At 36.5% G+C, this 12469-nt stretch carries 16 protein-coding genes and 1 pseudogene; 9 read left to right on the top strand and 8 right to left on the bottom strand.

The features are described from left to right. Nucleotides 1–461: 461 nt before the first annotated feature. Nucleotides 462–596 carry a hypothetical protein gene (locus Q5794_RS15730; RefSeq protein WP_257128798.1) on the bottom strand — a complete coding sequence of 45 codons (135 nt, stop codon included), beginning with the start codon at nt 594–596 and terminating at the stop codon, nt 462–464. 116 nt (nt 597–712) lie between these two features. Further along, on the bottom strand, nt 713–1345 hold the full coding sequence (locus Q5794_RS15725) for a spore coat protein (RefSeq protein WP_374988146.1): 633 nt from the start codon (nt 1343–1345) through the stop codon (nt 713–715). 210 nt (nt 1346–1555) lie between these two features. On the opposite strand from Q5794_RS15725, the gene Q5794_RS15720 reads away from it, so the two are divergent. Continuing rightward, nucleotides 1556–2107: a hypothetical protein gene (locus Q5794_RS15720; protein WP_214986867.1), complete on the top strand. Its 552-nt coding sequence runs from the start codon at nt 1556–1558 to the stop codon at nt 2105–2107. Between the two features lie 22 nt (nt 2108–2129). Here Q5794_RS15720 and Q5794_RS15715 read toward each other — a convergent pair whose 3' ends face one another. Then, on the bottom strand, nt 2130–2582 hold the full coding sequence (locus Q5794_RS15715) for a Dps family protein (RefSeq protein WP_192994066.1): 453 nt from the start codon (nt 2580–2582) through the stop codon (nt 2130–2132). 192 nt (nt 2583–2774) lie between these two features. On the opposite strand from Q5794_RS15715, the gene Q5794_RS15710 reads away from it, so the two are divergent. The 3 genes and pseudogenes from Q5794_RS15710 (at nt 2775) to Q5794_RS15700 (ending at nt 4578) form a co-directional block, all read left to right on the top strand. Next, the gene (locus Q5794_RS15710; protein ID WP_214986866.1) at nt 2775–3056 is read left to right on the top strand and encodes a Fe-S cluster assembly protein HesB; all 282 of its coding nucleotides are present in this window, start codon (nt 2775–2777) and stop codon (nt 3054–3056) included. 93 nt (nt 3057–3149) lie between these two features. After that, nucleotides 3150–3323 carry a hypothetical protein gene (locus tag Q5794_RS15705; RefSeq protein ID WP_013057683.1) on the top strand — a complete coding sequence of 58 codons (174 nt, stop codon included), beginning with the start codon at nt 3150–3152 and terminating at the stop codon, nt 3321–3323. 512 nt (nt 3324–3835) lie between these two features. Continuing rightward, nucleotides 3836–4578, top strand: a pseudogene (locus Q5794_RS15700) (poly-gamma-glutamate hydrolase family protein). 51 nt (nt 4579–4629) lie between these two features. Here Q5794_RS15700 and Q5794_RS15695 read toward each other — a convergent pair. After that, nucleotides 4630–4899 carry a CPCC family cysteine-rich protein gene (locus tag Q5794_RS15695; RefSeq protein WP_013057680.1) on the bottom strand — a complete coding sequence of 90 codons (270 nt, stop codon included), beginning with the start codon at nt 4897–4899 and terminating at the stop codon, nt 4630–4632. A 283-nt stretch (nt 4900–5182) separates the two neighbouring features. On the opposite strand from Q5794_RS15695, the gene Q5794_RS15690 reads away from it, so the two are divergent. Then, nucleotides 5183–5743 carry a copper resistance protein CopC gene (locus Q5794_RS15690; RefSeq protein ID WP_214986865.1) on the top strand — a complete coding sequence of 187 codons (561 nt, stop codon included), beginning with the start codon at nt 5183–5185 and terminating at the stop codon, nt 5741–5743. Between the two features lie 4 nt (nt 5744–5747). Then, nucleotides 5748–6809, top strand: coding sequence for a copper resistance D family protein (locus Q5794_RS15685; protein WP_251034059.1), 1062 nt, complete (start codon nt 5748–5750; stop codon nt 6807–6809). Nucleotides 6810–6840: 31 nt separating this feature from the next. Here the strand turns inward: Q5794_RS15685 and Q5794_RS15680 are convergent, their stop codons facing one another. Continuing rightward, the gene (locus Q5794_RS15680; RefSeq protein ID WP_214986864.1) at nt 6841–7035 is read right to left on the bottom strand and encodes a hypothetical protein; all 195 of its coding nucleotides are present in this window, start codon (nt 7033–7035) and stop codon (nt 6841–6843) included. A gap of 219 nt (nt 7036–7254) precedes the next feature. On the opposite strand from Q5794_RS15680, the gene Q5794_RS15675 reads away from it, so the two are divergent. Then, complete coding sequence (locus Q5794_RS15675) at nt 7255–8982, top strand: ABC transporter ATP-binding protein (protein ID WP_374988145.1); 1728 nt, start codon at nt 7255–7257, stop codon at nt 8980–8982. A gap of 42 nt (nt 8983–9024) precedes the next feature. Here Q5794_RS15675 and Q5794_RS15670 read toward each other — a convergent pair whose 3' ends face one another. Further along, complete coding sequence (locus Q5794_RS15670; protein ID WP_171777016.1) at nt 9025–9690, bottom strand: type 1 glutamine amidotransferase domain-containing protein; 666 nt, start codon at nt 9688–9690, stop codon at nt 9025–9027. Between the two features lie 97 nt (nt 9691–9787). After that, nucleotides 9788–10366, bottom strand: a complete 579-nt coding sequence (locus tag Q5794_RS15665) for a hypothetical protein (RefSeq protein ID WP_214986862.1) — start codon at nt 10364–10366, stop codon at nt 9788–9790. Nucleotides 10367–10516: 150 nt separating this feature from the next. Here Q5794_RS15665 and Q5794_RS15660 point away from each other — a divergent pair, with 150 nt between their 5' ends. Beyond that, the gene (locus Q5794_RS15660; protein ID WP_374988144.1) at nt 10517–10762 is read left to right on the top strand and encodes a hypothetical protein; all 246 of its coding nucleotides are present in this window, start codon (nt 10517–10519) and stop codon (nt 10760–10762) included. A gap of 13 nt (nt 10763–10775) precedes the next feature. Then, on the top strand, nt 10776–10916 hold the full coding sequence (locus Q5794_RS15655; protein WP_280146905.1) for a FixH family protein: 141 nt from the start codon (nt 10776–10778) through the stop codon (nt 10914–10916). A 63-nt stretch (nt 10917–10979) separates the two neighbouring features. On the opposite strand, the gene Q5794_RS15650 is transcribed toward Q5794_RS15655, so the two are convergent. Further along, complete coding sequence (locus Q5794_RS15650) at nt 10980–12356, bottom strand: PLP-dependent aminotransferase family protein (protein WP_214986861.1); 1377 nt, start codon at nt 12354–12356, stop codon at nt 10980–10982. Nucleotides 12357–12469: the final 113 nt, after the last annotated feature.

Raw genomic sequence — 12469 nt, 5'->3', positions numbered from 1 at the left:
TGTATATCTTAAGTGTTAGCCAAAGTGGAGAAAACATGTATTAAATCCGGAAAAGAAAAACGCACATAAAAAAACTGCTTCTATCTTTTAAAAGAAAAAGAAGCAGTTTATTATGTTACATGTTCATTTAGGGGAATTAACCTTAACTTTACCATCATGGTCTATCACATATCGGTTCTACAGTTCAACTGACTTTTAGCAAACGTATTGCGAGCGTGTTATGACACCTCCTTTAACTGTAATCCGAGTATATATGATGCATCCCTCACTCCTTTCTATTAGTTAACTGTATTATAATACATAATTAATCAAAATACTACAAATATTCAGAAAATAATTCGAAATGCATAGTTTTTTGTCATTTTCTGAAATATACACACAAAACGAGATTGAGATATAACAAAATCAATACAATCTAAAGACGAATAAACTGAGTAAATGATCTAGTATGGGTCGTTTGGTTACACTGCTGGTGATTTCCGTGCAAGGCTACGCTTTCCGCGGGCGGCCGATGAGCCTCCTCGTCGCTTGCGCTCCTGTGGGGTCTCATCTATTCCGCTTTTCCCGCAGGAGTCTTCGCCTTTCCCTCCAATCAACAGCTAGAAGCAGCTCTAAACATAACCTATATTCACCATACCAATGAAAAGATCCGAACGATGAATCGTTCGGATCTTCCTTCAACCAAAATACGTTTGTATCAGCCTCTTTTTAATTAATGCAGGTTATGGTTATTAGGCATCTGAGGAGAGGCAGTGGCTTTTGCAAAACTTGTGATCATTTGCTGCATATCTTCTTTTGCAAGCTGCGGCACTTGATAATAATGGTGTTTATTTTGATAAAGAGAAATTTCATAAGCCATTTCAATCCAGTTAGGAACACTGTCTCCGAATATTCGGCGAACAACAGGATTCGTTATTTCTAAAGCGGTCATGGTTAAAAGAGATGCCTGAGACTTAACTAGACCTAGCATATGACCTGAAATTCCTTTTTCATTAATTTCCTCAACGGACTGATTCGGTTTTTTAGGCTGCGAAGGCTTTAAGCCATAAACAAAGGTATGAGACTGCTTCATGTTGTATACATGTGTAGAACCCGCCGACTTTTGACCGGTAGAAAAAGCTTCTACAATCAAATTATATTCGTCTAAAATAAACTGATACTGACGATCAATAATATCAAGCAGTTCTTGTTCTTTTACATATTGCCGAAACATCATAAACTGATCCATTACATTAATTGAGCCCGCAAGCGTTTCATGAACATCAAACAGTTCATGCCCTCCATGATTCAATTGAGGGGGGACAGCTCCAGTTTGCATGTTTGTAGGAAGTTCGTGATTATTCATACTAAGTCCTCCTTAAAATCGGTATCGACTATAGTCTTTAAACTTTTTCTGGTTTTATACTCAAACTTTCTTTATTCATAAAATATTGCTTTAAATAACTAAATTTACATTCAGTTATTTTTAATTAAAGGGTAAAAATGAAAGGGTTTTATGAAAAAAAAGCGAATATCAATAACAATTCACGATCTATAGATAGGGGAATCAAAAAACATGAATGAGCTGCTGTCATACTCAAGTGAATTAAAACACGAAGCAAATCAATTGGTGGTATCCAATCGTTTATTGGATCTGTTAAGAGAATACGGTTGTCCTCTCTCAGGAGAGAGTTTTGAGTTAAATGTCATGACAAATCGCATCATTCATTTTTACGTAGGAAATGATGAAATGGATGAAGAATCTATTTTTCACATGGGGTATCAGCTTACAAAGCGTTTTAACCCTTATAAGATGATATTTGCTAATGAAAAAGATAAGTATCAGTGGAGTCTGTATATGATTCAGAAGGGAGAAGAGTGGAAGCTTGATATTTCCGTGCTTCCAGAAAATATCGTGAAAGGCAAAGTTGAGAAACAAGAGTTATTAAAATCACTTCTCACTGAAAAGAAGCGGGAATGCATTTTATTTTTCAAGCAGCAAAGCGGATATAATCGCTATTATACGAGTGATCATGTCTATAAGGCTGTGCTAGAAGATGACATTCACGATGATATGTCTTTTTTTATGTGGCTGCAAAGACAAAAAAAAGTAAATCAACAAACGTAAAAAAGAGCCGCTTAGGCTCTTTTTATGCGTTTACGGATATTTTCACAGGTAAAGCAGCTTTTAGCATCCAAATATGTTTTTCAATGTTGCCGATTGTTCCAATGAATAAGTCAGCTGTTACGTGATCCTGTGCTGCTTCAGCGTTTTCAACTGCATTTTTTAGGTTTTTAACAAGTAGCGTATAGTCATTAATTAAGGTTTCTACCATTTCTTCACTCGTTTGCTCGTTTCCATCTTCAGAAAGAGTAGCTGCTTGCAAAAATTGCTTCATTGTAGCAATTGGGCTTCCTCCAATGGCTAGTAATCGTTCTGCATATTCATCTATATAGTCCGCCGTCTCATTATAGAATTCTTCAAATTTTTCATGAAGCGTAAAAAATTGAGGCCCTTTTACATACCAGTGAAAGCGATGTAGCTTCGTATACAATACGTTAAAATCGGCAATTTGTTGGTTCAATACGTTTTCTAAATTCATAGTTAATAGCCTCCTAATGAGTTGTTATTATCTTATATTTATATTATATCAAATATCAAATTAAAATCAATGCTTATTTATAATTATTATTAAATAATAATCAGGGTACTTTTAAATTATAGCTATTCTGTTTAAAAACTCTAAAGATATGATAGGATAGAGCAAGAGTATTGAAAGGAAGAAGGGTTAGTCATGCATATTACACCAGAAGCAAAACAATTAATTAACAATATACTTGAAGAGCAGGAGATAACAGGAATTCGCTTGTATTTCAAAGGAATTAGCTGTGAAATCCCTAATATTGGGTTAGCTTTTGAAGAGCCTTTTGAAAATGATGAAATGTATGAAGTCGACGGAGTACAAGTAGCAATGGAAGCTTCTATTGTGCCTTATACAAATGAATTAATGTTAGATGTTCATACAACGCCATACGGTCGAGGTTTAGCATTAGTTGGGGCTAAAGAGGCTGAGTAAAAAATTTATGTAAGAGAAGCTAACAGGTTTGTTGTTTGTTTTGGTAAACCTTGGTTTACTTAATTCAAACGTTAGTGAAATGGAGGGGGACCTATGCTTCTTTCTCATCATGTAACGGTTGAACAAAGACAGCAAATCAAACGCTTTAAGCAGCAAATACAAGACGCAAAAACACTAGATGAGCGCCGTTTGTATCAAGCCCAGCTAAATAAATTTGTTGAGCGCCTATTTATTGAGAATCGCTTGCAGCGCAGCGGCGAACAATAAAAAACACCTAAAAAAGAAGCCTTCGAAGAAGGTTTCTTTTTTTAAGTAGATTATTATACTTTTACATCTTGTAATTATTCATTTTCTTATATATCGCCCTTTATCTACTTGAAATCCGGTTTTCTGTATGAATATAGCACTAAAAACGTATAAGTCACTATTAAATGAAAGCGCTTTCTGTTATAGTGAAGGTATAGAATTGTACTTGTTCACCTACAATGTTCATAAGGAGTGGTTTGTATGATTGAAAGAGGAAACTTCTTAATTGGTTTAGCGTGGGGAACATCTTTGAGCATACCTTTATGGATCGCCTTCTTTGGCTGGATAAAATTAGTTTGGCGCTTGCTTTAAATAAATAAAAACAAAAAAAGTAAAAAAACTTCAGTGAATATGCGCTGAAGTTTTTTTAAAAAATATAAATAGGTATTAAGAACTATTAAATAAATTATAATTTGTAACGATAAGTAAATAAGACTACTTTAAATATTATTTTTGGATTTTTTAGGATTCTAATGTTTCGGGTCTTATTACACAATGGAAAGCAGGAGTACAAATTGAAAAGCTATCGTTTAGTAAGTTTCTCTACCTTATGTATCTGTCTATTCGTTTTATTCATTTCACCTTTTCAAGACACATCTAGTGCATCAACTGATAAATATCAAAATTTCAAGCAGCTCTCACAGCACGAGTCTTCAGCTAGCTATAAAGTGACGACCAAAGAAATGAAAAGCCCCGTCCTTGTCTTTGCTCCACACGGTGGAGGAATTGAAGGGGGACAAGCGAAATTGCCAAAGAGCTTAGCAAACAAAATGCTCTTTACCTATTCGAATCGTTAAAGTCGAAAGGGTCACGAGACCTGCACCTCACAAGCACTCATTTTGATGAGCCCACAGCGCGTAAGATGGTAAGCAAGTATGATAATGTTTTATCTCTTTACGGGTATTCTGGGAACGAAAAACATATTTTTGTGGGCGGGACCGATCGGGAGCGTGCAAAAAAATTAATGCAATTATTAAATCAAAATGGATTTCCAGCGGAACTGATTACAAAAGGGCACGATGAGATTGCAGGCATTAACCCTGGAAATATTGCAAATAAAAATCGTACCGGGAAAAGTATTCAATTAGAGATTAGCCAACCGCTGCGAAGTGCTATGTTTCATTCATTCACTTCAAAAGGAAGAGCTTCGTCTAAAACTCAAACTTTTTATAGGTTTACAAATGTGCTTTCCACATTTGTTTCCACTTCTTACTGAATCCAAAAAAGAATGCTTTCGCAAGCATTCTTTTTTTATAAACTAGTTTTGCTACTCGTGACTTATAATAGGTTTCCAGTTAAAATCTTTTACATCTTGAACAGAAGGCTTTCTCACGTGCTGTAAGCTTTCTTTATTACACGCTCCATAAACTATAAAATTTTCCTGAGCTTCTATTAAAGAAATAGAGTTAGCTCCTAATTCGTTGGCATTCAGCTTTTGGTACGGATCGTCTTCCCAAAAACATATCTCACAAATATCATAGTCACCATCACTGTCTAACGATTGATAACCACAGCAAGGGCATGTATACTTTTTCATTGTTTCTATCCTTTCTGTATGGGATTTTAAGCTAGAAAAAAGTCAGCCATCTTATTTAACTATTTTACTATATTCAAGGATAGTCTGAAAGAATATTCAAAAAATTACAGCGGCACCTTTCCTAGGATTTGTGAACATTTTATAACGAATTGGTAATAGTTATTGTGAGACTGAGTAAAAAAGGAGTACACTTACTAGGAAAATAGATCGTGTTCGGAAACGTCTACATAAAAACATTTTTGGATATGATGAAAAAAGAAAAAAGAGATAGGGAGTCATAAATATGAAAAAAATAATAGGTTTACTTTTAGCATGCTTTTTAGCTGTTCCGACAGTTAGTTTTGCTCATACACATGTGCAAACAACAGTGCCGGAAAATGGTGCAACTGTTACAACTCCTCTAAAAGAAATTAAATTAATCTTTGAAACACACATCGAGAAAATCAGTACTGTAACCGTTACAAAAGATGGACAAAAAATTTCACTTGCATCGCAAAAAGTAGAGGGTCATGATTTAATAGCTTCTCTCGATCAGCCTCTTGAAAACGGATCTTACACAGTGAACTGGGAAATTGTAGGGGAAGATGGTCATGTAATGAAAGATTCGATTGCTTTTAAAGTAGATGTGAAAGATGAAGCGAAAGAAGAGAATACTCAAGCAGCCGGAAAAGATAGTGAAAAAAAGCAAGACGCCACGCAATCCGAACAGCACCAAAAAAGTGCAGTAGCAAATGATGAAAAAGCAGAGAACAATGATTCTTCATCGTTTTTTGTTATCATGATTATTGCTATTGTAGTGGTGGTTGGAGCATTACTCTTAATCTTCAGGAAGAAAAAGGCTTAAAAAGATGAGTATTTTGTTGCCTGTTTTTGAGTGGGTCACATACGTAGGTCTTTCCTTATTATTAGGATTTGCCGTACTGCAATATGTACCTCTTACAAAAAAGCCAACAATTTTATTATCAAAGCGATGGCTACTTGCAAGTGCAGCGGCTGTCGCTATTTTTTCGGTTGGAAATTCGCTTGAGATTATTTTATCTTTTTCAAAAATAAGAGGGTTAGGTGAAACAGTTCATCTTGTATTATTGGAAACAAGAACGGGACACGCCTGGATCTTTGTTGTGCTGATTGCTATTTTATGTATGGTTGCTGTTTCAATAGAGAGCCACCCTCATATGTATACATTACTGACTGTAGCCTTGGTGGGAGGAATCGCCTATGCAAGTCACGCAGCATCCGCTTCTGCGCTTAGCGGCATGCTTTCTCATTCTCTTCATATTTTAGCAGTTGGACTGTGGGGAGGGGTGGTTCTGATTGTTGCCGCTTTTTCAAAAGAAACCTCCAATTGGAAAAGTTTCTTAAGCTGGTTTACTCCTTTTGCAATCGCTTGTTTTGTGCTTCTTTCATTAAGTGGGTTCATTTCGATGGTCATTATCATGGGGCTGCCCAACTATGTAAATTCATGGGCTACAGATTACGGGCAGTCTCTTTTACTAAAGCATATTACGATTATTCCGCTGCTTGCATTTGCCGTCATCAATGGCTTTCTTATGAAAAAAACGATAAAACATCCAGAATATAAGCCCGTGATGTGGATTCGAGCAGAAAGCATTATTTTGCTTATCATTTTTTTATTTACAGCTGTCATGGTGACGCAATCGCCGCCAACTAATATAAGTCATATGGCAATGGATTCATCGATTCTTCCGTTTATCTATGGGAAACAAGTGACGCTCCCTCTAACGTTTCACGTAACGATTGTAGGAATCCTATTCTTATTTGTCGCACTGCTGTTTTTTGTGTATTTACTTGTTTGTTTTTACAAAAAGACAGTATGGCTTAGCGTATTAAGTGCGGGTTTGTTTGTTTTTGCTTTTTATATTGCGATGATGACAAGTATTAAAGTCTAAAAACAGTGAGAAATATCTCACTGTTTTTTTATTAGCCATTAAAAGCTGTGTTATCTCTCGGGCCTTTTCCCGGAGAAGGAGGCATCAGCATTTGGGAATTAGTACCAGATCTAGAACCAGAGCCGGACGTAGAGCCGCTTGGAGGCGATATATTTCCTACGTTTCCAAAAATAACGATCCCGCCAGAAATTGTTCCAATAGAAATAGATTTAATATAAACAGACATCCTTATTCAACCTCTCATCTAGTAAAAGAATTCAGTGTACCATAGTATATGACCAGCTTGTCATTTTCGTATAGACGAGTTTGAAAAATAGGTAAAAGCTTAGAAGTTCAGGTTGAGAAAGGAAATGGTGTAAAATAAGATAGAACTTTGAAGGTAAAGTGTGTGATGTCTGCCTAAAGTGTGTATACCACCTATTAAAAGAATTAGAAAGGAACTAAGATGAATACGCAAAAAGGAATTCATTTTTCATTTAAAAAATTATGGTTGCTAACGAACCCTCCGACAGGAAAGCTACTCATTTCGTTCATACTGGCCTTAATTAATACCGGAGCGTCGCTTTCTATTCCTCTTGTCATTAAAGAAGTGATGGAGAAAATTGCAGTAGGCGTCTCACCGCAGCTTATAGCAGGACTCCTTGGTTTATTTGCTGCTCAAATGGTAACAAGCGCAGTATCTCTTTATCTCCTTGCTCAAGTAGGGCAAGGTGTTGTAAAAGAACTCAGACATAAAGTGTGGAACAAGCTCATAAAGCTTCCAGTTTCATTTTACGACCAAAACCGTTCCGGTGAAATGGTAAGCCGCATTACAAATGATACAACCATTGTGATGAATTTATTGTCAACAGAAATGATTGACTTTGTTAAAAATATTTTATCTATTATCGTTGCCATTGTTATTTTATTTACGCTTGATGTACCCATGACGCTCATTTTATTAGCGGTTATTCCCGTTATGTTTGTACTGGTTATGCCCCTAGCGCGAAAAATACATAAAATTTCACGTGAGCAGCAGGATAAAATGTCCAAGCTTACGGCTTTTTTAGCTCAAATGCTGAGTGAAATCCGCTTGATTAAAGTATCCGGTTCAGAGAAAAAAGAAGTTGATTCCGCCTTACAATCGTTTCAGTCACTCTACCTCTTCGGTGTAAAGAGAGCTAAAATTGAAGCCATCATTACCCCGATTATTAGTACGGTGATGACCGCTGTTATGATTGCCATCGTCGGGTTTGGTGCCTACCGAGTGAGTGAGGGATTTATCACTGCAGGAGAGCTGGTGGCTTTTGTTCTTTACCTTTTTCAAATTATGGTTCCGGTTGGTTCACTTACCCGATTTGTTACGAGCTTTCAGCAAACTAAAGGAGCTTCAGAAAGAATCTTTGATATATTAGCTGAGAAAGAAGAGAACTATGAAAATGGAGAAGTGCTTGAACAGGTAGGGAGTTTAAGGTTCGATAAAGTTGCTTTTCAATATGAAGATAAACCAGTATTGCAGAAAGTTTCATTTTCTGCTAAAAAAGGAGAAGTTACCGCTTTTGTTGGACCTAGCGGAGCTGGAAAATCTACTGTTTTTTCGCTTATCGAACGCTTTTATGAGCCTTCATCGGGGCGCATATTCTTGGATGAAACAGACAGTCAAAACGTCAACTTACGTTCGTGGCGTCACCTGTTTAGCTATGTTCAGCAGGATTCTCCGATTTTAGCAGGAACAATTCGAGAAAATCTCATTTACGGATTAGAGCGGCATGTGACGGATGAAGAAATAGAAGAAGCAGCGAAGTTAGCGAATGCTCATCATTTCATTCAGTCCTTTGAAGCTCAATATGAAACAATGATTGGAGAAAGAGGTATTAATCTCTCAGGAGGACAGCGACAGCGTATTGCAATTGCCCGAGCGCTGTTACGCAATCCCCAGTTTTTACTACTGGACGAAGCGACAGCTAGCTTGGACTCCGAATCAGAAAAGCTTGTGCAAGAGTCATTGGAAACGGTAATGAAAGAACGCACATCACTCGTCATTGCCCATCGTCTATCTACGGTCATTAATGCGGACCAAATTGTTGTAATAGAAGAAGGGCAGGTTACAGGAAGCGGAACGCATAAAGAGCTGTTAGCCTCTCATTCTTTTTACCGGCGTTTGGTAGAGCAGCAGTTTCAAACATCCCTATAGAACAAACAAAAAAAGACTGCTTTCAAGCAGTCTTTTTTTAGTTTATTTATTTAGCTTTTTAACTAATTCATCGCCCATTAACTCAGAAGAAAAAGGATCTCGGCTTGTGACAATTTGATCATTTGCCCAAACGGCATATGCTTTTTTATCCATCTCAGGGATGTAGTTAGCCACTTCACGAAGTTCTTGTTCTAAACTGTATGGTAAAAAGGGAAGTACTTCTTCCGGTTCGATTTCATCAGGATAGCCGGTTACGTCTAGTCCTTTAATTAACAGTTTATCATCGGATCCTTTCAAGAAAGCAAAAACAGAAGGTCCGTGACACTCAGCTGCTAAAATACCTCCGTTGTCGTACACTTTGTTCATAAGTGCATGCAAGTCCACATTTTTTGCTAAGTCAAACATAGCGCCGTGGCCGCCTACTACTAAAATAACGTCATAGTTCTCAGCATCTACTTCTTCAAGTTTCATTGTCTGATCCGCTCTCCCTGATTCATATAATTTCTTATATGTTCCGTCTGGATCAAAGTCTTCTGAAATACTTCGAACGTCTACTTCCGGCTTACCTCCAAAAGGTGAGGCTAAATCAACGGTGTGCCCTGCGTCCTCAAGCTTTTGCAGCGGAGCAAATAATTCTTCTGCCCACCAACCTGTGTGATAATCTTTCTCTTCGTATCCGCTTGATAATACAGCTAACACTCTTGCCATGTTTATACCTCCTAAATGATGTAAAACGTATAGTGATACATATCATGTATTCATTGTGAACTGTACCCTATATAAAAAAACTTTAAACAATGGCAAGTTATGAAAAGGTAGCGTGAATCATAAACAAAACCAAAAAAGAGATAGCAAATGTAAGATGCCACTTTTTATCTGTACGCTTATAGCGCTTCACGCCCATGACGAGTAAACAAGCTAGAACAGCCATCGTAATAATTCCTGAAAAGTACGTAAAATTTGTTTGAAATCCTTTTATTAAAGCCATATAACCATGTAAAATAATCAAGGCTGTTGATATAAGAGCAATGGGAACGTGCCACTGACGAACGTACTTGGCTAAAAATTGGATAAGCGGTTTTAACTCAAAATTTCCTTTTTTTATGTGCGGTAACGGTTTCCATTTTAATAATAAAAAAATAGGATAAATGGCTAAAGCTGCAAAGAAACCAATTCGTGCGATTGAACCAAGCTCTTTAAAATTTCCTTCATATATTTTAGAATCGAGTGGAAGGGAATGTTTATAAATAGGAATGTAAACAAGCCCTGCTACAACTAGTAAAAAAGAGATAGTAAAGATAAAGATCACTTTTTTACGCTCACTTTTATTTTTGATTAATGTCTGTAGCCATGATTTTTTAGCTGGAGATTTAGCTGAATTCATTTTCTTCCTCCTTGGAAAAAACTAGTTAGTATGAGTATGAACTTTTGTTCTTAAAAAATCTTTAAAAATCCTTCTTTTTTAGAAAAATTCATTTTTTTCTTTGCAATACGCGTTATAGTTAAACAAAGGGTTTAAAAAGGAGATGAATACATGAAAAAAAGAATAAGTATATCTATAATCAGTCTTTGTTTACTTTTAACAGCCTGTGGTCAGGAACCTACTCAAAGCACAAATGCTGAGCAGCCAAAACCGTTGGATGTAAATCTTCAAGGCCCAGGGGCGTTACAGAAAAATGAAAGCGGTATCTACAAAGCCGAAGTTACATATGGAGACGAAAAAGTGAAAAATGATGATGTTGAAATGATTGAGTTTGAAATAGAGAAAAAAAGATGGTGAAGGGAAAGGGAAGATGTTAAAGCCTAAACAAGTAGGAGAAGGTGTATATGAGATACAAACATCTTTCTCTGAGCCTGGCACATATACCGTGCAATCACATGTTTCTGCAAAAGGGACACATAATATGCCTCTTATAACCGTTACGGTTAAATAAAAGAAGTCAAGGATTCTAATTCCTTGACTTCTTTTCGTTTAGTATGTCCATTGAATTCCCATTCTACAAGGGGAAAAGGTTATTTGGAATAGGATGATTTTTTCTATCATCAATTAAAGTAATGCACTGAGCTAGCTGTTCAATTCCTCGTTTGATCGTATTCGTATTTACTTGTGAGATGCTTAATCGGAGAAGAGTGTCTCTTTTATATTCTGGTAAAAAAAATCTAGAGGCATCATCAACATATATGTGCTGCTCGTTTAGCATGTGAACGATCTGTTTTGCTTTCACATGCTCAGGCAAACTAACGGATAAATAGAATCCTGAAGTTGGTTTAGAAAAATGTGTATGAACGGATAGCAATGAATCACATGCTTCTACAAGGGTTTGCATTTTGGTATGGTATACCTCTTTTATCTTTTTAAGATGACTAGTAAACATGCCGCTTTTTAAATAAATTTCAAGAGCACCTTGAGAAAGCGCTGAACTATTAAAATCTGAACTGAATTTATATCTTAAAAAGCTGCTATTCATTAACGAAGGAAGCACGACAGCAGCAATGCGTAAACCGGGAAGAAAGATTTTCGAAAAGCTTTTAATGTAAATGACTCGTCCAGAAGGACTAAAAGAAAATAAAGGATCTGATTTTGTATCGGGATCAAGGTCACCCAAAAAGTCATCTTCCACTATATATACATCGTATTTTTCGGCTAGCTCCACGATTTTTTTCTTCTCAAAATTTGTATAACAATGCCCAAGAGGATTGTGAAATCTTGGAATAATATAGAAAAATTTTATGTCATTATTTCGAAAAAGGTACTCCAAACGATCAAGATCAATCCCTTCCATCGATAGCTCGATCCCAAAAGTAGTAGCTTGGTGCAGCGTAAGAGACTCGATAAAACCGAAATAAGTGGGCTGTTCAATTAGGATACTATTTTTTCCATTTGGAAAGGGCATAGAAACTAGTAAGTGAAGAGCTTGCTGAGACCCGGATACAACAACTAACCTTTCAGCTTGAGTGAACACCTGTAGGTTCTGCAAGTGTTTCACTAACTGTACCCGCAATGAGTAAGAGCCTTGTTGATCAGAGTATGTAAAAAGCTCTTCTTTGTAGTGTTCAATCGCTTGGTTTATACAATGCTGAAATTCAAGATAAGGCATAACGTTTTTATCTGGACCAGCAGACAAGAAATCAATCACTTCATTTTCATTCGTCCTATGTTGAAATTCTGCCACAACGTAGTAGCCGCTTTTAGGAACAGAATAAATTAAATGCTCTTTTTCTAGTTCGCTGTACGCTTTAATAACGGTATTCTTGCTGCACGAAAAATGTTGGGAGAGTCGGCGAACAGAAGGGAGTTTACCACCTGCAATAAGCGATCCATTTGCTAGGCCAAGCTTAATTTCTTCCATAATTTTTAGATATTTCAAACTCATAGGTCCTACTCCTTTAATTGTACCCGTACAGATAGGTAAAAGAATCATTTATTTTAGTAGTTGTCCTGGGCTATCCTTTTAATTATATCAGAACTTTTTTAGAAAAATGGTAC

It is taken from the genome of Priestia megaterium, from assembly GCF_041941685.1.
GTDB lineage: Bacteria > Bacillota > Bacilli > Bacillales > Bacillaceae_H > Priestia > Priestia megaterium_C.
The sequence above is the reverse complement of the archived record's forward strand: the minus strand, read 5'-3'. Positions and strand labels throughout refer to the sequence as shown.

What these genes read in the sequence shown, in the direction of transcription:
- Q5794_RS15720 (WP_214986867.1), top strand. Translation starts at nt 1,556, where the DNA reads ATGAATGAGCTGCTGTCATACTCAAGTGAATTAAAACACGAAGCAAAT.
- Q5794_RS15710 (WP_214986866.1), top strand. Translation starts at nt 2,775, where the DNA reads ATGCATATTACACCAGAAGCAAAACAATTAATTAACAATATACTTGAA.
- Q5794_RS15705 (WP_013057683.1), top strand. Translation starts at nt 3,150, where the DNA reads ATGCTTCTTTCTCATCATGTAACGGTTGAACAAAGACAGCAAATCAAA.
- Q5794_RS15680 (WP_214986864.1), bottom strand. Translation starts at nt 7,035, where the DNA reads ATGTCTGTTTATATTAAATCTATTTCTATTGGAACAATTTCTGGCGGG.
- Q5794_RS15685 (WP_251034059.1), top strand. Translation starts at nt 5,748, where the DNA reads ATGAGTATTTTGTTGCCTGTTTTTGAGTGGGTCACATACGTAGGTCTT.
- Q5794_RS15665 (WP_214986862.1), bottom strand. Translation starts at nt 10,366, where the DNA reads ATGAATTCAGCTAAATCTCCAGCTAAAAAATCATGGCTACAGACATTA.
- Q5794_RS15690 (WP_214986865.1), top strand. Translation starts at nt 5,183, where the DNA reads ATGAAAAAAATAATAGGTTTACTTTTAGCATGCTTTTTAGCTGTTCCG.
- Q5794_RS15650 (WP_214986861.1), bottom strand. Translation starts at nt 12,356, where the DNA reads ATGAGTTTGAAATATCTAAAAATTATGGAAGAAATTAAGCTTGGCCTA.
- Q5794_RS15675 (WP_374988145.1), top strand. Translation starts at nt 7,255, where the DNA reads ATGAATACGCAAAAAGGAATTCATTTTTCATTTAAAAAATTATGGTTG.
- Q5794_RS15695 (WP_013057680.1), bottom strand. Translation starts at nt 4,899, where the DNA reads ATGAAAAAGTATACATGCCCTTGCTGTGGTTATCAATCGTTAGACAGT.
- Q5794_RS15670 (WP_171777016.1), bottom strand. Translation starts at nt 9,690, where the DNA reads ATGGCAAGAGTGTTAGCTGTATTATCAAGCGGATACGAAGAGAAAGAT.
- Q5794_RS15655 (WP_280146905.1), top strand. Translation starts at nt 10,776, where the DNA reads ATGTTAAAGCCTAAACAAGTAGGAGAAGGTGTATATGAGATACAAACA.
- Q5794_RS15715 (WP_192994066.1), bottom strand. Translation starts at nt 2,582, where the DNA reads ATGAATTTAGAAAACGTATTGAACCAACAAATTGCCGATTTTAACGTA.
- Q5794_RS15660 (WP_374988144.1), top strand. Translation starts at nt 10,517, where the DNA reads ATGAAAAAAAGAATAAGTATATCTATAATCAGTCTTTGTTTACTTTTA.
- Q5794_RS15725 (WP_374988146.1), bottom strand. Translation starts at nt 1,345, where the DNA reads ATGAATAATCACGAACTTCCTACAAACATGCAAACTGGAGCTGTCCCC.